Origin of the sequence: Catenulispora sp. GAS73 (assembly GCF_041262085.1) — a bacterium.
In the GTDB taxonomy this organism is placed as follows: domain Bacteria; phylum Actinomycetota; class Actinomycetes; order Streptomycetales; family Catenulisporaceae; genus Catenulispora.
In genome coordinates this window covers 105,624-128,957 of record NZ_JBGCCM010000019.1, presented here as the reverse complement: position 1 = coordinate 128,957, position 23,334 = coordinate 105,624, and the positions used below count along the sequence as shown (strand labels likewise).

22 protein-coding genes are annotated in these 23,334 nt (G+C 71.6%); 6 read left to right on the top strand and 16 right to left on the bottom strand.

What is annotated here, in order from left to right; all coding sequences use genetic code 11:
• Positions 1-12: 12 nt before the first annotated feature.
• Positions 13-780 (bottom strand): sterol carrier family protein, encoded by a 768-nt coding sequence (locus tag ABH935_RS27595; protein ID WP_370380842.1) that lies wholly within the window; start codon positions 778-780, stop codon positions 13-15.
• Between the two features lie 187 nt (positions 781-967).
• Between ABH935_RS27595 and ABH935_RS27590 the strand changes: the two genes are divergently transcribed.
• Genes ABH935_RS27590 through ABH935_RS27580 form a run of 3 tightly spaced genes read left to right on the top strand, consistent with a single transcriptional unit; the run spans position 968 to position 3,216 of the window.
• The gene (locus ABH935_RS27590) at positions 968-1,429 is read left to right on the top strand and encodes a hypothetical protein (RefSeq protein WP_370380841.1); all 462 of its coding nucleotides are present in this window, start codon (positions 968-970) and stop codon (positions 1,427-1,429) included.
• Positions 1,426-2,391 carry a hypothetical protein gene (locus ABH935_RS27585; RefSeq protein ID WP_370380840.1) on the top strand — a complete coding sequence of 322 codons (966 nt, stop codon included), beginning with the start codon at positions 1,426-1,428 and terminating at the stop codon, positions 2,389-2,391. The genes ABH935_RS27590 and ABH935_RS27585 overlap by 4 nt, the downstream gene beginning before the upstream one ends.
• Before the next feature lie 30 nt (positions 2,392-2,421).
• A complete protein-coding gene (locus ABH935_RS27580; RefSeq protein WP_370380839.1) occupies positions 2,422-3,216 on the top strand; it encodes a HEAT repeat domain-containing protein in 795 nt (264 codons plus the stop codon).
• A gap of 4 nt (positions 3,217-3,220) precedes the next feature.
• Here ABH935_RS27580 and purL read toward each other — a convergent pair whose 3' ends face one another.
• The 13 genes from purL to purD all read right to left on the bottom strand — a co-directional run bounded on the left by purL (position 3,221) and on the right by purD (position 18,557).
• The gene (gene purL / locus ABH935_RS27575) at positions 3,221-5,584 is read right to left on the bottom strand and encodes a phosphoribosylformylglycinamidine synthase subunit PurL (protein ID WP_370380838.1); all 2,364 of its coding nucleotides are present in this window, start codon (positions 5,582-5,584) and stop codon (positions 3,221-3,223) included.
• Positions 5,581-6,285, bottom strand: coding sequence for a phosphoribosylformylglycinamidine synthase subunit PurQ (gene purQ, locus ABH935_RS27570; protein WP_370346382.1), 705 nt, complete (start codon positions 6,283-6,285; stop codon positions 5,581-5,583). Before purQ ends, purL begins: the two co-directional genes overlap by 4 nt.
• A complete protein-coding gene (gene purS, locus ABH935_RS27565; protein ID WP_370380837.1) occupies positions 6,285-6,557 on the bottom strand; it encodes a phosphoribosylformylglycinamidine synthase subunit PurS in 273 nt (90 codons plus the stop codon). Before purS ends, purQ begins: the two co-directional genes overlap by 1 nt.
• 42 nt (positions 6,558-6,599) lie before the next feature.
• On the bottom strand, positions 6,600-7,784 hold the full coding sequence (locus ABH935_RS27560; protein WP_370380836.1) for a TDT family transporter: 1,185 nt from the start codon (positions 7,782-7,784) through the stop codon (positions 6,600-6,602).
• A 97-nt stretch (positions 7,785-7,881) separates the two neighbouring features.
• Positions 7,882-8,793: a phosphoribosylaminoimidazolesuccinocarboxamide synthase gene (locus ABH935_RS27555; RefSeq protein WP_370380937.1), complete on the bottom strand. Its 912-nt coding sequence runs from the start codon at positions 8,791-8,793 to the stop codon at positions 7,882-7,884.
• Positions 8,790-9,638 carry an ABC transporter permease gene (locus tag ABH935_RS27550; protein ID WP_370380835.1) on the bottom strand — a complete coding sequence of 283 codons (849 nt, stop codon included), beginning with the start codon at positions 9,636-9,638 and terminating at the stop codon, positions 8,790-8,792. The genes ABH935_RS27555 and ABH935_RS27550 overlap by 4 nt, the downstream gene beginning before the upstream one ends.
• 2 nt (positions 9,639-9,640) lie before the next feature.
• Positions 9,641-10,621: an ATP-binding cassette domain-containing protein gene (locus tag ABH935_RS27545; protein WP_370380834.1), complete on the bottom strand. Its 981-nt coding sequence runs from the start codon at positions 10,619-10,621 to the stop codon at positions 9,641-9,643.
• A complete protein-coding gene (locus ABH935_RS27540) occupies positions 10,618-11,520 on the bottom strand; it encodes a DUF4097 domain-containing protein (protein WP_370380833.1) in 903 nt (300 codons plus the stop codon). Before ABH935_RS27540 ends, ABH935_RS27545 begins: the two co-directional genes overlap by 4 nt.
• Positions 11,521-11,587: 67 nt before the next feature.
• Positions 11,588-12,118, bottom strand: coding sequence for a DUF1778 domain-containing protein (locus tag ABH935_RS27535; protein ID WP_370380832.1), 531 nt, complete (start codon positions 12,116-12,118; stop codon positions 11,588-11,590).
• A gap of 253 nt (positions 12,119-12,371) precedes the next feature.
• Positions 12,372-13,682 carry an adenylosuccinate lyase gene (gene purB / locus ABH935_RS27530; protein WP_370380831.1) on the bottom strand — a complete coding sequence of 437 codons (1,311 nt, stop codon included), beginning with the start codon at positions 13,680-13,682 and terminating at the stop codon, positions 12,372-12,374.
• A gap of 164 nt (positions 13,683-13,846) precedes the next feature.
• Positions 13,847-15,487 (bottom strand): hypothetical protein, encoded by a 1,641-nt coding sequence (locus tag ABH935_RS27525; protein WP_370380830.1) that lies wholly within the window; start codon positions 15,485-15,487, stop codon positions 13,847-13,849.
• 219 nt (positions 15,488-15,706) lie between these two features.
• Complete coding sequence (locus tag ABH935_RS27520) at positions 15,707-17,125, bottom strand: hypothetical protein (RefSeq protein ID WP_370380829.1); 1,419 nt, start codon at positions 17,123-17,125, stop codon at positions 15,707-15,709.
• 178 nt (positions 17,126-17,303) lie between these two features.
• Positions 17,304-18,557: a phosphoribosylamine--glycine ligase gene (gene purD, locus ABH935_RS27515; RefSeq protein ID WP_370380828.1), complete on the bottom strand. Its 1,254-nt coding sequence runs from the start codon at positions 18,555-18,557 to the stop codon at positions 17,304-17,306.
• A 61-nt stretch (positions 18,558-18,618) separates the two neighbouring features.
• Between purD and ABH935_RS27510 the strand changes: the two genes are divergently transcribed.
• Genes ABH935_RS27510 through ABH935_RS27500 form a run of 3 tightly spaced genes read left to right on the top strand, consistent with a single transcriptional unit; the run spans position 18,619 to position 21,152 of the window.
• On the top strand, positions 18,619-19,104 hold the full coding sequence (locus tag ABH935_RS27510; RefSeq protein WP_370380827.1) for a MarR family winged helix-turn-helix transcriptional regulator: 486 nt from the start codon (positions 18,619-18,621) through the stop codon (positions 19,102-19,104).
• Entirely contained in the window at positions 19,101-20,507 is a 1,407-nt protein-coding gene (locus ABH935_RS27505; protein WP_370380826.1) for an MFS transporter, read from the top strand. Before ABH935_RS27510 ends, ABH935_RS27505 begins: the two co-directional genes overlap by 4 nt.
• A 12-nt stretch (positions 20,508-20,519) precedes the next feature.
• Positions 20,520-21,152 carry an isochorismatase family protein gene (locus ABH935_RS27500; RefSeq protein WP_370380825.1) on the top strand — a complete coding sequence of 211 codons (633 nt, stop codon included), beginning with the start codon at positions 20,520-20,522 and terminating at the stop codon, positions 21,150-21,152.
• 14 nt (positions 21,153-21,166) lie between these two features.
• On the opposite strand, the gene ABH935_RS27495 is transcribed toward ABH935_RS27500, so the two are convergent.
• Both ABH935_RS27495 and ABH935_RS27490 read right to left on the bottom strand, forming a co-directional pair.
• Entirely contained in the window at positions 21,167-21,742 is a 576-nt protein-coding gene (locus tag ABH935_RS27495; protein WP_370380824.1) for a hypothetical protein, read from the bottom strand.
• A gap of 34 nt (positions 21,743-21,776) precedes the next feature.
• Complete coding sequence (locus ABH935_RS27490; protein WP_370380823.1) at positions 21,777-23,333, bottom strand: hypothetical protein; 1,557 nt, start codon at positions 23,331-23,333, stop codon at positions 21,777-21,779.
• Position 23,334: the final 1 nt, after the last annotated feature.

The following is a 23,334-nucleotide window of genomic DNA, read 5'->3' as shown; positions in this document are numbered from 1 at the left end:
CCCCGTCAGCGCTCACCCCATCAAGGGCAGGAATTCCTTCAGGTCCGCGCGCTGGCCCGAGGCCGACACCAACGCCTGGTCCATCGCCTCGTCCCAGGTGATGCGGCCGGCCGCGAGCCGGATCCAGGTCCGCGGCGCCATCTCGACCACGTTCGGCGGGGTGCCGCGGGTGTGGCGCGGCCCCGGGACGCACTGCACGGCGGCGAACGGCGGCACCCGCAGCTCCACCGAATTGCCCGGGACCTTGGTGGCCATCGCGTCCGCCAACTGGCGGACGGTGATCGCCAGCGCCTCCCGGTCGTGCGGGAACTCGATCCCGGTGGAGCGTTCCAGGTCGTCGGCGTGCACCGTGGCCTCCACGATCCGCGAGACCAGGAAGTCGTCGAAGCGCATCGGCCCGAACCGCATCGCGATCAGGTCCTCGTCGCCGTAGCGCTCCATGAGCTTCTCGGACTCCGCGACCTCGTCGGCGAGGACCACGCCCTCCTCGACCAGCTCGCGGGTGACGGCGTCCACGGCGGCCGCGGCGGTGGGGGTGGCCGTCATCCAGTCGTAGACCTCGGCCTGCCCGCCCTCGACCGGCAGCGCCGCCCAGGACTGCACGCTGTGCACGGTGTAGGCGACGTGCCCGACCAGCGTCCGGGTGTCCCAGCCGGTCAGCTTCGAGGGTGCCGACAGCTGCTCGGGCGTCAGGCGGGCGGCGTACTCGATGTGCGCCTGCCACTGGTTCGCGACGGCTTGGCGGACCTTGGCGGGGGCGGGGCGGCGGGTCTTCGGCATGGCCGGAATATAACGGACCTGCGAGAGGGCCGGGGAGGGCCAATTCGGGTGCTTTGGCATGCGGAGGAGTTCTTGTGACGTCCGACTTTCGGCGGCCCGGCGGAGCTGAGGACAAACTCATCCATTGTGGTGAATCAGCGTCGCGTGTGCGGTGATCTGCCTGATTCGCGACTACCGTGCTGTCACCGTGATCACCGCCGAGAGCCCCGCCCCCGCACCCACCGACGCCGCCCCGACCCCCGAGCGCGCCGCGCTGTCCGGTGCGATCGACGCGCAGGCACGGCGCATGGACCAGCTGTCCGCGGCGATCGTGCGGGCCACCTCGCAGGTGACGTGGTCCGGGCGCGCCGCGGAGCGGTTCCGGGCCCGCGCGGCGGAGCGGTCGCGGGAGTGCTTGCAGCTGGCGGTGGCCCTGCGGGCTTCGGCCGAGCGGGTGCACGCCGCGGCTGTGGCGGCGGCACAGGCGGCACAGGCGGCACAGCATGCTGCGGCCGGGCAGCCCGGACCCGAGGGCAGGGGACACGCGGACATCGTCGGGACGATCAGCGGGATGGTCGGCGGCACTGCGAGTGGGCTGGCCAGCGGCGCGGCGGGTACGGCTGGTACCGCTCCGGAAGCCGGAGCCGGCGCGCACGGACCGGCGCGATGAGCGCGGCGAGCCCGGAGGCGGCGTCGGCGGGCGCCAGCTTCTACGCGCTCGGGCCGGAGTTCGAGTGGCTGGCCGCCGCCTGGGACGGCTTCGCCCACGAGCTCGGCGAGGTCGGCAGCACGCTGCGGCACGTCGTCGAGGCCGCCACGGCCGATCCCCAGCTGGCGGCGGAGTCCTCGGGCCTCGCGGCGCTGGAGTCGGCGACCGAGCGGCTGGTCCGGGAACTGGTCGAGGACGCGGCACGGATCCGGCACACACAGACGACCTACGAGCAGGCCGACGCGGCGGTGCACGCGGCCGTGCCTCCGATGCACTCTCCGGCGACGGTGCCGTCCGGGCACGGCTCCTCCGCTCCGAGCACCCAGGACATCCCCGTGTTCGGCGCCGGACAAGAGAACGTCACCGGTTTGGCCGCGGCGGGGTCCTACGCCGGATCCGCAGACCTGGCCGGGCAGGGCGCGTCCGCATCCCCTCCGGCACCCGCATCCGCGCCCGACGGCTCAGGCCTCTGGCATCCGGCCGGCGCCGGCGGCCAGGACCTGTCCGAGACCGCGCTCGGCACCCTGAGCCGCGTTCGCCGCCAGATGATCGCGCACGCCGAACACTGGGTCGCGCAACGCATCCCCTACAACCAGGGGCTGTGGCACGAGGGCTACCGCACGGACTGCTCCGGCTACGTCTCCATGTGCTGGGGCCTGCGCGACTCCCTGGTGACGTCGACCATGCCGCACGTGGCGCACCGGATCGCCAAAGAGGACCTGCGCCCCGGCGACGTCCTGCTGAACACGGATGTCACCACCGGCCACGTCATCCTCTTCGACAGGTGGGCCGACTACGCGCACAACTCCTATGTGGGCTACGAGCTGTGTCCCCAGGGGACGCTGCACCACGTGATCCCATATCCGTACTACAACGGGTTCGGCGTATACGAGCCCTACCGCTACAACAATGCAGGTGACTGATCAGCGCCACGCCCCTACCGTGGACGCACTATGGCCTGGTTCGTACATCTGACTCCGGAGAAGAACTCCGCGCGCGTCCGCCGCTCCGGCCTATCGCCGGTCAGCCGGTCGCGCAGCGATGACCCGCGCCCCGGCCTCTTCTGCACGCCGCTCCTCGCCGACTACACGTTGACCTACCAGTGGTCCCGCGAGATCAAGCGCTGGAAGTCGCCGCGCCTGGTCGGCGTCCACTTCCGGATACCGGACGACACCGCGGTGACCGTGGGCTACTACGGCGACGCTCCGCAGGAAGTGACAGCGGCGCAAGCAGTAGCGCGCTTCCTATCGCTGTCTCCAGAGGAGATGCGCGGATACGAAGTCTTCCTCCCCCGCGGTGTCGACGCTAAGGAGATCCGACGCATCAGGTCTCTCCAGCGCCCCATCGGCTGGCGCTATAGGCCGAACGCGCACGGCTACAAGCCCTGCCCCTGCCCGGCGTGCATGAACGCGGGCGAGTACCGGATCTCCCAAATCCGCGACAAGTCCTCGTACTACGACCGGAGCCACATCCGGCCCCGCCAGGAAGTCCTGGAGAAGCTCCGCATCGCACAGGACAGCACGGAGATCATCGACCTCCTCGACGAACTCCAGGGCCGAGGCCAAGCCGACGCCTTCCGCATCGCGCACCTCGCCGACCACCCGGACCCAGCCGTCCGCGAAGCACTCGCCTACGCGCTCTGCGGCTTCAACAAGAAGGTCGCCGCAGAGCTTCTGGAGAAGCTCCGCAGCGACCCAGTCAAGGATGTCCGCGAGGCCGCCGGAGCGGACGAGGACGACGCCGTCTAGACCGTCAGGCGTCCACCACCGAGTGCCCGAACAACTTCCGGAACGGCGCCTCATGCGCCGCGCGCAGCTCCGCCATCGGCACGGTGAACTGCCCCTGCACCTCCAGGGTGTCGCCGTCCACGACGCCGACGCGCGCCACGGGCAGCCCGCGCGCCACGCACATGTCGGTGAACCGCAGTTCCTCGCTGCGCGGGACCGCGACCAGCGCGCGCCCCGCCGACTCGGAGAACAACGCGACGAAGGGGTCCAGCGCACCGCCGTCCGCGTCCGTCTCCGGGAGCACCAGGCGGGCGCCGTTCCCGCCGCGCAGGCAGCTCTCCACGACCGCCTGCGCCAGACCGCCGTCGGACAGGTCGTGCGCCGCCGAGAGCATGCCGTCGCGCGATCCGGCGATCAGCACCTCGCCGAGTACCTTCTCGCGGTTCAGGTCCAGGCGCGGGGGGAGGCCGCCGAGGTGGCCGTGGACCTCGTGGGCCCATTCCGAGCCGCCGAACTCGTCGCGGGTGTCGCCGAGGAGCAGCAGGATCTCGCCCTCGCGCTCGAAGGCGCTGCGGGTGCGGCGCTCGACGTCGTCGATGACGCCGAGGACGCCGACCACGGGGGTCGGGTGGATGTTCAGCTCGCCGGTCTGGTTGTAGAAGGACACGTTGCCGCCGGTGACCGGGGTCCCCAGCTCCAGGCAGGCGTCGGCCAGGCCGCGGCAGGCCTCGGCGAACTGCCACATGACGTCCGGGTCCTCCGGGGAGCCGAAGTTCAGGCAGTCGGTGACGGCCAGCGGCTTGGCGCCGGTGGCGGCCACGTTGCGGTAGGCCTCGGCCAGCGCCAGCTGCGCGCCCCGGTACGGGTCGAGCTTGGTGAAGCGGCCGTTGCCGTCGGTGGACAGTGCCACGCCGAGCGAGGTGCCCGGCAGCGCGGCGTCCAGCCGCACCATCCCGGAGTCCTCGCCGTGCCCGAGGACGGTGTTGCCCTGGACGCGGTGGTCGTACTGCTCCACGGCCCAGGTCTTGTCGGCCAGGTTCGGCGAGCCGACCAGCCGCAGCAGCGTCTCGCGCAGCTCCGCCGCGTTCCCCGGCCGCTTCAGCCGGGAAGCGGTCGGCACGTCGGCCTGCAGCGCGTCCTGCCACTCCGGCCGCGCGAACGGCCGGTTGTACACCGGGCCCTCGTGCGCCAGGGTCCGCGGCGGGACGTCCACGATCAGCTCGCCGTGCCACCACATGCGCAGCCGGCCGGTGTCGGTGACCTCGCCGAGCGCGGTCGCGGTGACGTCCCACTTCTCGCAGACCGCCAGGAACGCCTCGACCTTGGCCGGCTCGACCACGGCCATCATCCGCTCCTGCGACTCCGACATGAGGACTTCCTCAGGGGTCAGCGTCGAGTCGCGCAGCGGCGCGGCGTCCAGCCGCACGTCCATGCCGCCGGTGCCGGCCGCGGCCAGCTCGGTGGTGGAGCAGGTGAGCCCGGCCGCGCCCAGGTCCTGGATGCCCACGACCAGATCGGCCGCGAAGATCTCCAGGCAGCACTCGATGAGCACCTTCTCCATGAACGGGTCCCCGACCTGGACAGAGGGCCGCTTGGCCGGACCGTCCGCGTCGAAGGTGGCGCTGGCCAGCACCGAGGCGCCGCCGATGCCGTCGCCGCCGGTGCGGGCGCCGAACAGGATCACCTGGTTGCCCGGGCCCGGGGCCTTGGCGAGCTTGATCTCGTCGGCCCGCAGGACGCCCACGCACAGCGCGTTCACCAGCGGGTTGCCCAGGTAGCAGGGGTCGAAGACGATCTCGCCGCCGATGTTCGGCACGCCCAAGCAGTTGCCGTAGCCGCCGATGCCGGCCACCACGCCGGGCAGCACCCGCGCGGTGTCCGGGGCGTCGGCGGGGCCGAAGCGCAGCGGGTCCATGACGCCGATCGGGCGGGCGCCCATGGTGAGGATGTCGCGGACGATGCCGCCTACCCCGGTCGCCGCACCCTGATACGGCTCGACGTAGGAGGGGTGGTTGTGCGACTCCACCTTGAAGGTGACGGCCAGGCCCTCGCCGACGTCCACGACGCCGGCGTTCTCGCCCGGGCCGACCAGCAACGCGGCGGTCTTCGGGGCCTTCTCGCCGAACTGCTTCAGGTGCACCCGGGAGGACTTGTAGGAGCAGTGCTCGGACCACATGACCGAGTACATGGCCAGCTCCGAGGAGCTGGGGCGGCGGCCCAGGATCTCGCGGACGCGCAGGTACTCGTCCTCGGTCATGCCGAGCTCGCGGAACGGCTGCTTCACGTCGGGGGTCTCGGCGGCCTTGGCGACGGTGTCGAACGCGACCGCGGTGTCCACGAACACGTCGGTCGTGTCGAAGACGTTCTCGGAGGAGTTGCCGGTGCTCATGCGGAAACCAAGCTCTTGAGGATCGAGGTGAAGAACGGCAGGCCGTCGGTGCCCGGGACCCTGCGATTCTCGATGAACCCAGCGGGGCCGGTCAGGTCGTCGATGGCGTACTCGGGGTGCGGCATCAGGCCGACCACGTTCCCGGCGGCGTTGGTGATGCCGGCGATGTCCCGCGCGGCGCCGTTCGGGTTCGCGACGTAGCGTGCCAGCACGCGGCCCTCGGCCTCCAGCGCGTCGAGGGTGTGCGCGTCGGCGACGAAGCGGCCGTCCACGTTCTTGATCGGGATGACGGCCTCGGCGCCGACCTCGTAGTCCGAGGTCCAGGCCGTGCGGTTGTTCTCGATACGCAGGGTCACGTCGCGGTTGATGAAGTGCAGGTCCCCGTTGCGGATCATCGCGCCTTCCAGCAGGTGCGCCTCGCACAGCACCTGGAAGCCGTTGCAGATGCCCAAGACCGGCAGGCCGCCGCGGGCCGCGTCGATGATCGTGTCCATCACCGGGGAGAACCGGGCGATGGCGCCGGCGCGCAGGTAGTCGCCGTAGGAGAAGCCACCGGGAAGCACGACCGCGTCGACCTGGTGCAGGTTCTGCTCCTTGTGCCAGAGCGCCACCGGCTCGGCCCCGACCGCCGCGGCGGCGCGCAGCGCCTGCTGGTCGTCCAGGGTGCCGGGAAAGGTGACGACGCCGATGCGGGCGGGCATCAGACGCTCTCGCCGGTCTCGCCGGCCTCGTCCAGCACGGTGACGTGGAAGTCCTCGATCACGGTGTTGGCCAGCAGCTTCTCGGCCATCTGCTCGGCGGTGGCCCGCAGGGTGGCCGGGTCGGCGTCCGCGAGGTCGAGCACGAAGCGCTTGCCCTGGCGGACGTTGGTGACGGAGTCGAAGCCCATGCGAGGAAGTGCGCGCTGCACCGCCTGGCCCTGGGGGTCGAGGATCTCGGGCTTGAGCATGACGTCGACGAGGACGCGGGCCACAGGTACTCCCATTGCTTCAGCCGCGGCACGTCCGCGCCGGGGCTATTGGATGGCGGTGGAGCCGATTCTACCGGGGGTTATGTGTGCCTCCGGCCGCTTGACGAGAAGCTCACCCGACAGGGCTCCGCGCAGTGTGCGCGCCGCGGTCACGCCCCACGCGGCCACCAGCAGCGCATAGAGCCCGCAGGCCAGCCACGCGTAGGCGGCCAGACCGGTGTGGTGCCACAACCCCGTGGCTCCGGTCACACACGTCCCGATCGGGAAGGTGAAGGCCCACCAGGTCAGCGCGAACGGCAGGCCGTCGCGCCGGGCCTCGGCGACCACCAGCAGGGCCAGCACCAGCCAGATCATCGCGAAGCCGAGCACCGGCACGCCGTAGAGCACCGCGAACGGCTTCAGGGCGGCGGCCAGTTGCGGGCTCACGACGCCCTGCCCGACGTCGGCGAGGTTGTTCACGGCCGTCACCGACTGGCCGAGCGGGCCCAGCACCAGGAACAGGCCGGGCGCGGCCACACTCCACCGGGGCTTGTGGTGAACCAGCCGGGAGAAGACCACGGGCAGGATGATCATCGTGGCCAGCAGGCTGATGCCGAACATCGCGTAGCAGCCCAGCAGCATCGTCTCGCGGAGCTGACCGGCCGCGACGTGCGGGATCAGCTGCGGGCCGGTGGCGGCCGAGACCATCGGCGCGACGATCGGCAGCAGCCAGGCCGGGGTCGCGCTGCCCTCGGCGATCTCGTGCCGGGTCATCATCAGGTACGGCACCACCACCGTGGTGGCCAGGCCGATCAGCGTGCCGACCAGCCACAGCGTCCAGGCCAGCCCGAGCGCCGCGCCGGTGCCGATCCAGGCCCGGCCGACGATCATCGTCCCGGCCGAGACGGCGGTCATCGCCATCGACAGGCAGCCGTAGAACGGCGCGACCGCCGGGTCGAGGAGGTCGCGGCGGGCCTGGTCGGCGTGCCAGCGCCAGTGCGCGGCGCGGGCCAGGAGGACCACCGCGAGCCAGAGGAGCGCGGCGGCCCAGACCACGGTCACGGCCACGCGAGGCACGCCCCGCTCGAAGCCCGGCAGCCCGGCACCGGCGTTGGCGATGATCGCCGTGCCCATCACCGAGGCGTACCAGTTCGGGCCGATGTGGCGGAAGGCGTCGCGCGGCGCCACGCCGGACCATCGGGACCTCGCCGACATCGCGGGACTCACTGGAAGCTGGATCGTGTGCGCCATGCCTCCAGCCTCGCCCGCGAAGCCCGGCGCCACTAGCCCCCGATCGGGCATGAGGTCATAGAGGTTTCCTATGACCCGGCCCTGTGAGCTGCGGCTCCTAGTCGAACTTCACTCCGGTGAGCCGTTCGTAGGCCTCGACGTAGCGGGCCCGGGTGGCCGCCACGACCTCCGGCGGCAGCAGCGGCGGCGGAGTGTCGGAGGCGAGGTCCCAGCCGGAGGCCGGGGAGGTCAGCCAGTCGCGGACGTACTGCTTGTCGAAGGACGACTGCGTGCGGCCCGGCTTCCACTCGTCGGCCGGCCAGAACCGCGAGGAGTCCGGGGTCAGCACCTCGTCGGCCAGGACCAGGGTCCCGCCGCGCAGCCGCCCGAACTCGAACTTCGTGTCGGCCAGGATGATCCCGCGCTCCTCGGCGATCTCCCGGGCCCGCGAGTACACGGCCAGCGTCAGGTCCTTGAGGTGCGCGGCCAGCTCCGGGTCCGCGATCCGCTCGGCCATCACGTCGAAGCTGACGTTCTCGTCGTGCGTGCCGACCTCGCCCTTCATCGCCGGGGTGAAGATCGGCCGGTCCAGCCGGGAGCCGTCGACCAGCCCGGGCGGCAGTTGAACGCCGTTCGCGGTGCGGGTCTTCTCGTACTCCGCGAGCCCGGACCCGGTGAGGTAGCCGCGCGCCACGCACTCCACCGGCACCATGGCGAGCTTGCGGCAGAGCATCGAGCGCCCGCGCAGCTCCTCCTTGTAGGGCTGGAGCTCGGCCGGGAACTGGTCGACGTCCGCACTGATCACGTGGTTCGGCACCAGGTCGGCGAGCTGCTTGAACCACCACATGGACAGCTGGGTCAGGATCCGGCCCTTGTCCGGGATCTCGGACTCCAGCACGTAGTCGAAGGCCGAGATCTTGTCCGAGGCGACGAGGAGCAGGTCGTCGCCGACCGCGTACAGGTCGCGGATCTTGCCGCTGGCGAGGTGGTTCAGGCCGGTGATCACGGGCTCAGAATACCGGCGGTTCAGCTCGCCTTCGGCTCCCGCTCATACAGCCGCCGCGACCAGGCGTAGGACAACACCGCGACGCCGAGGCACCAGGCGAGCGTGACGACCAGGTTGTCCCCGATCTTCGTGCCGGTCAGCAGGCCGCGCAGCGTCTCGTTGACCGGGGTGAAGGGCTCGTACTGGGAGAACCAGCGCATCCCCGTCGGCAGCGAGGCGGTCGGGACGAAGCCGCTGCTCAGGAAGGGCAGGAGCATGAGGAACATCGGCGAGTTGCTGGCCGTCTCCACGCTCTTGGCCGACAGCCCGAGGCCCACGCACAGCCAGGTGACGGCGAAGGTGAGGAGCAGGACCACGCCGACGGCGGCGAACCACTCGGCCACTCCCGCGTGCGGCCGGAAGCCGACGGCGATGGCGGCCAGGGTCACGACTGTGACGCTCACCATGGTCTGGATCGCGGCGCCGACGACGTGTCCGGTCAGCACCGAGGAGCGGGCGACGGCCATGGTCCGGAAGCGGGCGATGATGCCCTCGGTCATGTCCTGGGCCACGGCGATCGCGGTGCCCTGCGCGGCGGCGGCGACCGCCATCACGATGATCGCCGGGGCCACGTAGGCGGCGTAGGCCTCGCGGCCGCCGTGCACGCCGACCGGGGTGCCGCTGCCGAGCCCGGAGCCGAGGGTCCCGCCGAAGACGTAGACGAACAGGAGCAGGAAGACCAGCGGCATCATCGTGACCATGAGGGTCAGCGAGGGGTAGCGCAGCATGTGGCGCAGGTTGCGGCGGAGCATGATGCGGGCGTGGACCCAGGCGTGGGTCCGGGTGTCGACGCCGCCGGGACGGCCATCGGCCAGGGTCAGGGTACTCATCGTCAAGCCCTTTCCTTGTCGGTCTTGCCGGTCAGCGCGAAGAACACGTCGTCCAGATCGGGGGTGTGCACGGCCAGCGCCTCGACCTCGACCGAGGCGTCGTCCAGCCGCTGGAGCAGGGTCCGCAGGGTGCTGACCCGGCCGTCGCCGGCCAGCTGGAGCGTGAGCGCGTCGTCGTCGCGGCCGGTCGGGGCGAGCACCAGCGCGGCGGCGTCGAGTTCGGCGCGGTCGGCGAAGGTCAGCTCGATGTGCCCGCCGGGGACGCGCGTCTTGAGCTCGGCCGGGGTCCCCTCGGCCACGATGCGTCCGCCGTCGAGCACCGCGACCCGGTGCGCGAGCTGGTCGGCCTCATCCAGATATTGCGTCGTCAGCAGGATGGTCGTCCCCTCCGCGACCAGCCCGCGGATGATGTCCCACATGACGCGGCGGCTACGCGGGTCCAGACCCGTGGTCGGCTCGTCGAGGAAGATCACCTTCGGGTTCCCGACCAGCGTCATCGCCAGGTCGAGCTTGCGCTTCATCCCCCCGGAATAGGTCGCCGCCGGCTTGTCGGCCGCCTCAGCGAGCTCGAAGCGTTCCAGCAGGTCCCCGGCCCGCCGCCGGCCCTCCGCCTTCGGCAGCAGGTGCAGATCGGCCATCAGCATCAGGTTCTCCCGACCCGTGAGATAGCCGTCGACCGCGGAGAACTGGCCGGTGACGCCGATCGCACGGCGCACCGCCTGCGGATCCTTCGCCGGGTCGTGGCCGGCGATCCGGATGTCACCCGCGTCCGGCCGCAGGTAGGTGGTCAGCAGGTGCACGGCGGTGGTCTTGCCGGCCCCGTTCGGGCCGAGCAGCGCCAGAATCGTCCCGGCCGGCACGCTCAGGTCGATGCCGTCGAGCACGGTCTTCTCCCCGAAGGACTTGCGCAGGCCGCGGGCGGAGATCGCCGGAACGGAGTCCGCGGCGGCGGGCCGGGCACCGGGAATCGTCACGGTCCTCACTCCTCGTCCAGACGCGGCGCGCGGCGGATGGCGACCTCGCCGAGCTTGGTGCTGGCGTGGATCTCCACCTTGTCGACCGGCTCGCCGGCCTGCGGCTCGTCGGCGGCGTCGAGCTCGTTGTGGACCCGGCCGACGCCGGCGTTCAGGTCCAGCCAGGCGGCGCTGCCCTCGCGGACGCCGACCTCGACGGAGCCGTTCTTGGAGGTGGCGGTCACCTTGCCGCGCACGACCTCGCCGATCCGCACCTCGCCGTTGGAGGTGGTGGCGGTGAGGTCGGACAGCGCACGGTCGACGTAGACGCCGCCGTTGGCGGAGCGGACGGTCGCCGGTCCGGTCACCACGCCGACGATCACCTTGCCGTTGCTGTTGGTCGCCTCCGCGACGCCGTCCACGGCCCCGAGCCGGATGACGCCGGACCCGCAGGTCACCTTGGCCGCGCCGCTGACCTCCTCGACGGTGATCTCACCGACCCCGGAGCGCGCGTTGACCGGCCCGGTCTGCGCCAGCCGCACACCGCCGATCTCGGTCTTGAGCGCGACCGTGCCCAGCACGCCGGCGGACTGGAACTCGCCGATCGCCGCCTCGGCGCGCAGGTCGGAGTCGGTCGGCACCTCGATGAGCAGGTCGATGGACTCCGGGCGCTTGCTGCTGAAGTTGACGAAGCGGTTGCGCGGCTTGCGGGTGACGACGGTCAGGGACCGTGTGGCCTCGTCGTACTCGACGCGGGTGTTCTCGGCAGCCTTGACGTCGGCGGCCTTGCCCGGGTCGCTCGGCCGCACCTCGACCAGGGTGTCGGTGCGGTCGGAGGCGGCGATGCGGACGTCGGCGACGTAGAGGTCGAGGGTGACGGTGATCGCGGTCGGGGTGGGGTAGACGGCCTTGAAAGTGGACTGAGACATGACGAATCCTTCGGTTGGCTCGGCCTGGGATGGGTTGCTGTGAAGGGCTGCGGACCAGGGCTGGGAGTCAGCGGGCCCAGCCGGTGTAGCTCTCTCCGACGATCCGGTTGGACTTCGGCGACGCCCCGGATCGCCCGGAGCGCCGGCCCTCGTTGGCCAGCCCGGCGGCCGCGGCCCGAACGATCCAGGCGTTCACGGACAGCCCGGACGCTGCGGCGGAGTCCTCGATCATGGCCTTGAGGCTGGACGACAGCCGCAGGTTGATCCGCACCATGGTGGCGTCGTCGCCCTCGGTGACCGGGAAGCGCACGTCGCCGGGCGCGGGCCCGTCGGCGTCGGCCGGAGCGGCCTGCGCGGGCGGCGGCGTCACGACGAACCCGGCGTCCCCGCCGCGCAGCCGCACGTCCACGGAACCCGGAGCGAGTTCCGCGGAGATCTCATCGGCCGCCGCCGACAACGCCTCCAGAAGGGTGAGCCGCACCGCCGCGTCGAGCGGGGGCAGCAGCCGGTCGGCGAGGGCCCGGGCGGCTTCGCCACCGACCTCGGCCGCGGTCGTCAGCTCGCGGCGGAGAGCTTCGACGTAGGGGGTGAGTTCCATGGCTCTACTTTGGCACCAAAGTGGTGCCATTGCAAGCCATCTTGGCTCACTTCCTGCGTTCCCCCTGATGAACAGTGGTGCCACGCGACGGCACCATGGCGCCACACTGACCCCGTAACGATGTTTCACGCGAAACATCCCTGACAAAATGCCGAAGCGGCCGCCGGACTCTCGGTCCGACGGCCGCTTCGGCCGGTGCGCAGGTGCGCAGGTGCGCAGGTGCCCCGCGGGTGTCCCCGCGGTCAGATCAAGCTCAGCTCAGCTTCGCCAACTTCTCGAACATCCCGTCCAGCCGCTCCACGAAGCGCTCGGGCCGGGTGGCCTCGTCCAGCCGCGCCTCGTCGATCGCCAGCCCGGCCGCGTCGGCCTCCTCGCGCAGCGTCTCGCGGAACGGCCGCCCGGTCTCCCAGGTCTTCATCGACGCGCGCTGGGTCAGCGGGTAGGCCTGGGTGTCGCGCTCCAGTCCCATCTCGACCAGCTCCAGCAGCACCGTGGAGCTGTAGACCAGGCCGCCGGTGGAGTCCAGGTTGGCGCGCATGCGGTCGGCGTTGACGACCAGTCCGCTCATCAGACGAATGGTCAGGTTGAGCATGTAGTCCAGCGCGATCGAGGCGTCCGGCAGCGCGATGCGCTCGGTGGACGAGTGCGAGATGTCGCGCTCGTGCCACAGCGGGATGCCCTCCATCACCGGCACGATCTGCGCGCGGACGATGCGTGCCATCCCGGCCAGCCGCTCGGACATGATCGGGTTCTTCTTGTGGGGCATCGCCGAGGAGCCCTTCTGCCCCTTGCCGAACGGCTCCCACAGCTCGCGGACCTCGGTGCGCTGGCCGTGGCGCACCTCCAGCGCGACGGCCTCCAGCACCGTGGCCATGATCGCCAGCGCCGACACCCATTCGGAGACCCCGTCGCGCAGGATCACCTGGGTGGAGACGTCAGCAGCCCTCAGACCCAGCTTGTCGGCGACGAAGGCCTCGATCGCCGGGTCGATGTTGGAGTAGGTGCCGACCGCGCCGGAGATCGCGATGACCCCGACCGCCTCGCGCGCCTGCCGCAGCCGGTCGCGCGAGCGAGCCACGCCGAAGGCGAAGTCGGCGACCCGGTGCCCCCAGACGTCCGGCTCGCCGTGGATCCCGTGCGTCCGGCCGACGCGCAGCGTCGCGCGGTGCGCCAGCGCGTGGTCGCGCAGCACCGCGACCAGCTTGTCCGCCTTCTCCAGCAGGATGTCGGTGGCCTCGGTGAGCTGCAGCGCCAGCGCGGTGTCCAGCAGGTCCGAGGAGGTCATCCCGAAGTGCACGTAGGCGGCGGCCTCGCGCGGCTCGGTGTTGTCGGCCCACGCGGACAGGAACGCGATCACGTCGTGCTGCGTGACGGCCTCGATCGCCTCCACCGCCTCCGGCGTCGGCGGCGCCGCCGCGCGCACCGGCTCCACCGCGGACTCCGGAATCGTCCCGGCCGCCGCGTGCGCCTCCACGACCAGCGTCTCGACCTTCGCCCACAACTCGTACTTGTGGGCCTCGGACCAGACACGGCCCATCTCGGGCAGGGTGTAGCGCTCGATCATGACGGCGGCCTTCCTGTGTGCTTCGTCGACACATCACGGACGTCGGGAGGTCCTGACACCCGATTCTCCCAGGCGGCCGCCGCCCTTCCTAACCGCCGCAGGTCGGCGGTGGTGTGATCTGGCTCCCAGCGCGCCGGATCACGGCGCCGGACCGACAGGGCCGATCAGTGCAGAGCCAGGCGCTCACCGACCTGCAGCCGGTCCGAGCAGTCGCCGTCCGGCGTGCGCTGCTCGAACCGGGCCTGTCCCGGCATCGCGGTCTCCGCGAAGTCCCGCAGCTTCGCCAGGTCCGCCGGGTCCTTCAGCGCCGACTTGCGGACCCATTCGCTGCCGCCCCACGGAGACGCCGGGTCCGGGCTCCGCGGGTAGATCTGGGCGTAATCCCCCAGCATGCGCGGGTCGAACCCGGAGCCGGCCATGAGGGTCGGCGACCATTCGCCGTGGGTCTGGATGAAGGTCGGCTGCATGACGTCGAAGATGTAGTCACGCAGCCCGTTCGAGTCCTTGGCACTCAGGTAGTCCGCGACCTTGGCGTCGACCAGCCCGGCGGTGTCCCGCAGCCGCAGCCGGCTGGTCAGCGCCGTCCCGCCGAGATCGGGCAGCAGCAGGCTGCCGTTCTGGACGCCGGCGAGGTCTGCGAGGGAGTTGAACAGCTCGCCGCTCTCGTCGGCCACCACGCACAACGGCGCCACCGGCTGCGCCACGCTTTCCCCGGGCATCGGTCCGGTGACGCCCTGCGCCAGGTACACGGCGCCGGCGAGCGAGCCGACCAGGCCGATCCGGCGCCGCAGTCCGGGCTTGACGACCAGCCGCGCCGCGCAGACCGCCGTGGCCAGCACCGCCAGCGGCCAGACCGGTGTGGAGAACCGCAGCTGGCCCATCCAGTCCGCGTTCAGCACGCAGTACGCGAGCAGCGCCAGCGCGAGCGGCACGAGCAGCGCGGTCAGCGGACGCCGCAATGCCGGCATGGCCACCGCCGCGGCGACCACGATGCCGATCGCGACCAGCGAGATCACCAGACCGGGGTACTGCAGGACGTCGGAGACCCGGTTCAGATCGCTCGCCGACGGACTGGCCTGGGCCTTGGCCACCGCGGTGTTCGGCAGCCAGCGCCCGAATTCGAAGCGGCGCCAGAGCACGTACGAGCCGTAAAGGCCGAAGGCAAACGCAGCGAAGAAGCCGATCGGACGGAGCACATCCCGGACGCGCCGCCGATCCACCACCAGCAGCACGACGGCCGGATAGACGACGCCATAGATCAACCCGTCCGGCCTGGTGAGTGCGGCCAGCGCGACCAGCACGCCGACGACGGCCGCGGTCCGGCGGGACAGCAACCGGTCGGTGTCCTCAGCCACCGAACGCAACAACAGGACCGCGACAGCGGTGACCAGCAACGCATAGAACGAGTTCTCCAGTCCTGAGAACGTCCACAGGACGAATGTCGGCACAAACGCCAGCGCGGTCCCGGCCATGGCGGTGACCACCGCGGCCACCATGCGGTTGGGCAGCACCGCCAGGCACGCGGCATAGAAACAGCTCAGGATGCCGATGACGCACAGCAGCCCCAAGGCCTTCGGGAACAAGACGTAGTCCGGTATCCCGAACCACGCGCCGTGGTCAAAGAGGCCGAGCAGCCTCCCGATCGCCAGGAGCCCGACCCAGGTGGGGTTCGAGTAGCCCTCCACCGGAGGGGCCCCCGCCTGCACCACCGGCCCGTGGCCCTCCGCGATGTTCCTCGCGTAGGCGAAGCTGATCCCGGCGTCGTCGACGATCCACCGGCCCAGCCGGGCCCCTTGAACGGCCACGACGAGCGCGGGCCAGATGATCGCTGCGATGCCCGGCCAATGGGCCCGTGCATCAGTGGCGCCGCGTGGGCGCCACCCCCGAATTCTTCTCACGTGACTTGATCCCAGCGGGGCGCGCTGAGGTTGGATCCGAGGCGGAAGTATTTTTCAAATCCTGTGTTTATGCTTCGAAATCGGCGCTATTTCGTGTCCTGCTTCAGGGCGCGACCTCCCCGAGCTTCAGCGCGTGATGTGCGCGAGCCAGTCCGAAAGCCGGGACACGTCTCCGGCGTCCGCGAGCGCCGCCGCCATGTCGTGGATCGGCACCGGGTCCCCGACGCGGTCGCGCAGGACCGGGCCGTCCAGCCAGTCCAGGCCCCAGGACGCCAGGCGCGCCTCGACGAGGCGGACCGCGAGGTAGGCGGCGAGGCTGTCGATGTCGGGCTCCGCGACGTCGCCGGCGCTGGACGGCAGGTCGTCCACTTCCCCCAGGCGCGGGCCGGGGATCACCGCGCCCTGCGGGCCGTCGCCGCCCCGAGCCCCACCACTGCGGCCCTCGCCCTCGCCGCGTCGCGCGCCGGGCACTCCGGCGTCGGCGATCAGGGTGCGTATCCGCTTGGCGGCCGGGTGCTCCTCGGGTACCGACTCCGCGCGCCGCACCAGTTCCGGCTCGGTGACGGCGGTGACGTAGCGCTCCCAGGTCACCGTCCGCTCGATGCGGCGGCCCTCGAACAGCTCGGCGGCCATCCGGGACGCGTGCGCGTCCACGTCGCCGGGCTGCTCCAGCAGGTCGCAGGCCGGACGCTCGCTCAGCCGGGTGGCCAGCGAACCGGCCATCCGGTCCCGGCGGCCCAGCGAGGTCAGCGCGCCGACCAGCGCCACGTTCAGCCCCACCGGGCAGTAGCCCGACTCCCAGGCCGGGTGCGCCAGCCGGGTCAGGACCCGGTCCCAGCCGGCGGCGGCCATGTTGATCTGCTCGTGCGCGTAGGCGCGGGCCGCGGGCTCGATCATCCGCGAGGCCGCCACCGCCTCCCAGGCCACGACCCGTTCCAGCGCCTCGGCGCGGGCCTCGAAGTAGCCGGCGATCCGGAGCCGCCAGCCGGGGAACACCCGGAGCGTCCGGCCCGGACGGCCGTGCAGCGCGCCGATGGTCCGGTTGGCGAAGGCCCGGGCCCGAACGATCCGCTCGTCCCCGGCCGCGGCCATCCCGGCCACCAGCGGCGCCAGCAGCCCGCGCAGTTCGCTGACCCGCAGCCACCACAGGAACGGTGCCCCGATGACCAGCACCGGGCCGCCGGGACGCGGATCCAGCCACGCGTCGCAGTCCGGGGAGAGCTCGATCCCGGCCGGGTTCGGCACCTGGAGTTGCAGCGCCAGCTGCCGCACCAGCAGTTCCAGTTCGGGGGCGGCCTCGCCGCCCAGCGGCACGGTCTTCGGCGGCGCCAGGGCACTGCGGTGCAGCCGGACCGCGGGCAGCGCCCACAGCACGCACACCACCGCGGCCGCCGCGACCGCCACCTCGGGTCCGGCACCGTCCCAGCCGCGCACCCGCGCCAGGCCGATCAGGCCCGCGCTCGCCGCCGCAGCGCTCAAGGCGTAGGCCGCTATCACCCACGCGCGGACGCGCAGTAGCGCGCGGGCCGCCCTGTGGGCGCTCACCCGCGCCGTCGTCGCAGTCACCGTGCTGATGGATCCCCCAAGCGTCCAGGCCGCTTACGAGCCTGTTGCGAAGGCTAGCGCGAAACGCCCACAGCGGTTAGCGGCCGTGGCGTGAATACACACTTTCGGATGGCGGGGTAAGGGATCCGTGCCTCACGGTGACCTATCAGTCGGCGTATCAGCCAGCTGTTTTCGCGGCCTCCGCCGCGATGTCGGTGCGGTGCTGCTCGCCGTCGAAACCGACCGCCGCGACGCCCTCGTAGGCCTTGGCGCGCGCGGCGCCGAGGCCGTCCGCGACGGCGGTCACCGCCAGCACCCGGCCGCCGGCGGTGACCAGGTCGCCGTCCGCGTTCCGCTTGGTCCCGGCCTGGTTCACCACAGTGCCCAACCGCTCGGCGGCCTCGATCCCGGTGATGACGTCGCCGCCGCGCGGCGTGCCCGGGTAGCCGGCGGCCGCCATGACGACGGTGACGGACGCGCCGTCCCGCCAGCGCGGCCCGGGCGCCTCGGCGAGGGTGCCGGTCGCGGCCGGATACAGCAGCTCGGACAGCGGGGATTCGAGCATGGCCAGGACGCTCTGCGTCTCGGGGTCGCCGAAGCGCGCGTTGAACTCCACGACGCGCAGCCCCTTGGAGGTCAGGGCGAGGCCGGCGTAGACAAGCCCGGCGAAGGGCGTGCCGCGCCGGCGCATCTCATCGACGAGCGGCTGCAGGACGGTCGCGACCACCTCGTCGGTCAGCCCCTCCGGCGCCCACGGCAGCGGGCAGTAGGCGCCCATGCCGCCGGTGTTGGGGCCCGCGTCACCGTCGCCGATCCGCTTGAAATCCTGCGAGGGCATCATCGGGATGACGGTGGTGCCGTCAGTGACGCCGAACAGCGAGACCTCGGGGCCGTCGAGGTACTCCTCGATGACCACGCGGCCGCAGGCGCGCGCGTGCTCCAGCGCGGCGGCGCGGTCCTCGGTGACGACGACGCCCTTGCCGGCGGCGAGCGCGTCGTCCTTCACCACATAGGGGAAGCCGGCGAACTCGTCGAGCGCCTTGACGTACTCGGCCTCGCTCTCGCAGACGTAGGCCTTGGCGGTCGGGATGCCGGCGGCGGCCATGACCTCCTTGGCGAACGCCTTGGAGCCCTCCAGCAGCGCGGCGGCCCTCGACGGCCCGAACACCGCGATCCCCGCCTCCCGCACCGGATCGGCGACCCCGGCCACCAGCGGCGCCTCCGGCCCCACGACGACCAGGTCCACGCCGAGCGCGACGGCCAGATCGCGCACCGCCGCCGGATCCTGCGCGTCGACCGGGCGCAGCTCGGCGATCTCCGCGATGCCGGGGTTGCCGGGCGCGCAGTAGAGCGCGGTGACGGCGGGGTCGGTGCTGAGGGCGCGGGCGAGGGCGTGCTCGCGGCCGCCGGTGCCGATGACGAGGACCTTCATGGTCGTTAGGGTACCGGCGGGGGAGATGGACAGTCTGGACTGAACAGTTTAGACTGAAGGTATGGATGCTGGGATCAGGACGGATCGGCAGGGCGGCGGCGACAGCGAGACCGGCGCAGGCAGCGGCACCGATGCCGCGCACGCGGCTCGCGAACTGCGCGTGCTGGTCGGCCGCCTCCGCCGCCGGCTGCGCGAGGTGGACGACGTCCACGAACTGACCGCCTCGCAGCTGGCGGTCCTGGGCCGCCTGGACCGCGACGGCCCGGCCTCGACCAGCGACCTGGCGAAGGCCGAGCGCGTGCGTCCGCAGTCGATGGCCGCCACCGTGGCGGTGCTGGAGGAGCGCGGCATGATCGCCCGCCGCCAGGACCCCGACGACGGCCGCCGCCAGCTCATCGAGCTGACGCAGACCGCCGACCGGACGGTGAGCGGATCGCGGCGGGCCCGCGACGAGTGGCTGGAGCAGGCGCTGCGGGAGCGGTACTCGGCGGACGAGCTCGCGACGGTGATCGCGGCCTTGGGATTGTTGGAGCGGTTGAGCGAATGACAGTGACAGACACACCCCCGCAGGCCTCCACCCCGGCCACAGCACCCACCCCCGCCTTCAACCGCCGCCTCACCGTCCCGCTCCTCCTCGGCGCGACCCTCAACCCGATCAACTCCTCGATGATCGCGATCGCGCTGGTGCCGATCGGCGCGGCCTTCGGCGCCTCCCCTGCGGCGACGGTGTGGCTCGTCTCGGCGCTCTACCTCGCGACCGCTATAGGGCAGCCGGTGATCGGCCGGCTTGTGGACCGCTTCGGGGCGCGTCCGCTCTTCCTCGCCGGGGCCGGGATGGTCGGCGTCGCCGGGGTGATCGGTACCGTGACCCCGTCGCTCGGGGTGCTGATCGTGGCGCGCGTGTTGTTGGGCTTCGGGACCAGTGCGCAGTTCCCCGCGGCGATGCACACGGTGCGCGGCGAAGCGCAGCGCACCGGTATGAAGACGCCCAGCGGAATCCTCACAGCGCTCTCCATATCGGCGCAGAGCACGATGGTCATCGGCCCCACGCTCGGTGGCGCGCTCATCGGCGTCGGCGGATGGCGCCTGGTGTTCGCCGTCAACATCCCCCTGGCGCTGGTCTGTATAGCGCTCGGCGCGCGCAGGCTCCCCAAGAGCGCTCCAGTAGAGAACGGAAGCCGCATCGATCTGGTCGGCATGGGCCTGTTCGCCGCGATGCTGACCAGCCTGCTGCTCTTCCTCATGGACCTGAGCGTCGGCCACCTCTACCTGCTAGTCATCGCCGCTGCGATAGCCATGGCGTTCGTCCGTATAGAGCTCCGCGTAGGGGAGCCCTTTATAGATCTGCGCATCTTCGGCGGGAACACTCCGCTCCTGATCACCTATCTGCGCCAGACGCTCACCTACATCCTCACCTACTGCTTCATCTACGGATTCACGCAGTGGCTGGAAGAAGGCCGCGGCCTCAGCGCCTCCGCAGCCGGTCTCGTCGTTCTGCCGACGTCGCTCACCGCGATCGTCGTGGCCTGGTTCACCGGACGGCGCAGCGGGATCCGCAGCAAGCTCTTCGTCGGCACCGTGTCGATGATCGCGGCGTCTACAGCGCTGCTCGCCCTGAACCGGGGAACCGCTATATGGATCCTCATAGCCGTGGGCCTTCTGGCGGGCACCACGCAGGGCATGAACGGTCTCGCCAACCAGAACGCCCTGTTCCGTCAGGCGGATGCGTCGCGCATGGGGACCGCCTCGGGACTGTTGCGCACCTTCCAGTACCTCGGCGCCATCCTGTCGTCGGCCGCGGTGGCGATCGTCTTCCGCACCGGGGCGTCTTCAGGCGGCCTCCACTCCCTGGCCGTCGTTATGATCGGCTGCGGTCTGCTGCTGCTCATCGTGGTGCTGGTCGACCGCTCGCAGTCCCTTCGTACCGCGCAAGGCGGACAGACCGGATAAGGAACCCGCGACATGGCGCTGACGACGCTCGACCCGAAGACCGCGCTCGTCCTCATCGACCTTCAGTACGGCATCGTCACGCCTCCCGCCGTCCCCTATAGCGGCGCCGAGGTAGTAGCGCGCGGCAAGGAACTGGCCGACGCCTTCCGCACGCACGGGCTCCCGGTGGTCCTGGTGAACGTCTCCTTCTCCCCCGACTTCGCCGACGCCCCGCAGGGCCGGGACGACGAGTCGGTCGAGGACGACGAGGACGGTGCAGACGATGCAGACGATGCAGACGATGCAGACGACGAGGGGATGCCCGCGGACTTCGCCGTCATCGTCGACGAGCTCGGCGCGCAGAGCACCGACATCCGGGTCACCAAGCACCAGTGGGGCGCCTTCCACGGCACCGAGCTCGACACCCAGCTGCGCCGGCGCGGCGTCACGCAGATCGTCCTGGCCGGCCTGGTCACCAGCCGCGGCGTCGACACCACCGCGCGCGAGGCCTATGCGCACAACTACAGCGTCGCCTTCGCCACGGACGCCATGGCCGACCGCGGTATCGAGGTGCATGAGAACGCCGTCGAGCGCATCTTCCCGCAGATCGGCCAGCGCGCCTCTACTGCGGAGATTCTGCAGCTGCTCGCTAAGACGCACGGCTAAAGAGCCGCCGCTCTTTAAGCAGTTCCTTCCAAAGGCTCCGACACTTCCTGCAGCAGCCCATAAACGAAACGGGCACGGCGCCGCACGATGACGCCGTGCCCGTCGTCGTACCCGTACTCACTGTGCCAGCGCGTCGGAGCGTCCTCAGGAAGGTGCCGCACCCGCGGATACATCCGCTCCAGGTCCCCGACCACGTACTCCCACGGCTTCAGCGCCTGATCCTCCGGCGCCGCCGGCGGCTTCGTCCCGGGCGCCCGCACCAGCCACTCCTGCCAGACCTGCCCGCCCGGACCGACCACGATCTCGAAGCGCAGCTCCGGCCACAACGGCAGCACCCAGTGATAGAGCCGGCTGACCAGATCCCCGGTCCGCATGTCCATCTCGTTGTCCGGTGGACCGAGTACCGCCCTAAAGCGTTCCGGACCGCGGGGTGAGGAGCGCGAGCGCACATAGCGTTGCCACCAGGCATTCGCTTCACGCATCTCAGTGATGGTGAAGCCCAGGCCCTGCCGAGCCTGCTCCACGAGGGCCGGTTGGTAGTCGGCCATCCGCCGCAGGAGGACCAGCTGGAATTCCGAGCGCGAGATCATCACGGCAGAGCTTAGTGGGGAACGCCACCGTTCCCTAGAAGTCCGGAGCCTCATAGGGCTCATCGCGCTGCGGCGGCCGCCGGGGCGCTGGCGGCTCTCCGGTACCCCACGGCTCGTCGCGCTGCGAAGCCCGACCGCTTTGCGGTGGCTGCCCCGAACGCGGCGCTCGACCGGGATCGGTGGGCACGCCGCCGCGCGGCTCGGGACGTCCGGGATCGGTGGGCACTCCACCACGCGGCTCGGGACGCCCGGGACGCGGCACCCACTCGGATCCGGGCGGCGCGCTGCCACGCTGGGGATTCCGGGAGCGCTGCGCCTGCTCGGCCTCCGCACGCTCGCGGCGCGAGACCTTCCTGGGTTCCGGCGGACGTCCGGACCGCTGCCCCTGCTCGGCCTCACGCTCGCCGCGCCGCGGCGCCTTCCGCGGATCTGTCGCGTCGCGCGGCCGTTGTACTCGGTCCGCATCGGAAGGCTCCCGACGCGGTGCCTTCCTGGGCTCGGCCACTCGCCCGGCCCGCTGTGCACGTTCCGAATCAGAGGGCTCACCCCGACGCGGCGCCTTCCTCGGCTCCGCGGCCTTCCCCGACCGCTGCGCCTGTTCACGCTGCGCTTGTTCACCCCGCGCCTGTTCGCCCCGCGCGGGCTTCCCGCGCCGGAACCACCGGCCCGAGCCGGCTATCGGACCCGAATCAGCAGCCTGCCGCGCGTCCGCACCCTCGCGCCGTCGCTCCGCGCCTTCGCGCCGCGCGGACGGTGTTCCCGTGCCGGGGACGTCGTCCCGAGCCGGCTTGCCGTCTCGTCGTAACCGACCAGGATTCGCCGCCTGCCGCTGGTCCGCGCCCTGACGCGGCCCCGGTGCCGGTGCCGGTCCCCGGCCCGGCACACCGGTAGGCCGCAGTCGCCGGGCGTCGGTGGGTCCGACCGCGTCGTCGGCACGCCCCGGCGTCCCCGCCGGCCGCAGCCGTCGGGGATCCGTCGGCCGACCCGCATCCGCCACGGGACGCGCGCCCGCCTCTCCGGCCCGCGCACCGCCGTCCGTACCGCGCGAACCGGCCGCCGAGGGCCCGGCCGCCAGCTCCCGCCGCGTCGCGCTCCGTCCCGTCGGCAGCGCGTGCCCGACCGGTACCGGGCCGCGCGCCTGCGTCTGCTCCAGCGCCCTCTCGCGGCCCCGCAGGTATCCGGCGACGAACTTCTCCAGACCCATCTCGGCCAACGGCATGCGCTGCTGCGGGTCGTACGCCGCCAAGCCGGTGTCCGATTCCACCGCGTGCGCGAAGCGGAACGCCATCGTCGCCGCCATCCGCGCGACCGGGCCGTCGTACCAGTAGGGCAGCGCGATGACGCCGTCCTCGCCGAAGAACGTGAACCGCAGCCGGGTCACCGGATGCACGAGCTCGCGCTGGCCCCGGCCGCGGAACTCCTCGATCTGGCCCAGGATCTGCGCGGCGTGGAGCACGAGGTCGGGCCACGGCTCCAGGCGCGCGGCCACTATCCTCGGGTCCTCCTCGCGGGCCGCCGTGCGCGCGGCGGCCAAGGCCTGGCCCCACGTCTGGCCCAGGATGTGCGGGAGGAAGACCACCTCGTGGCTCATG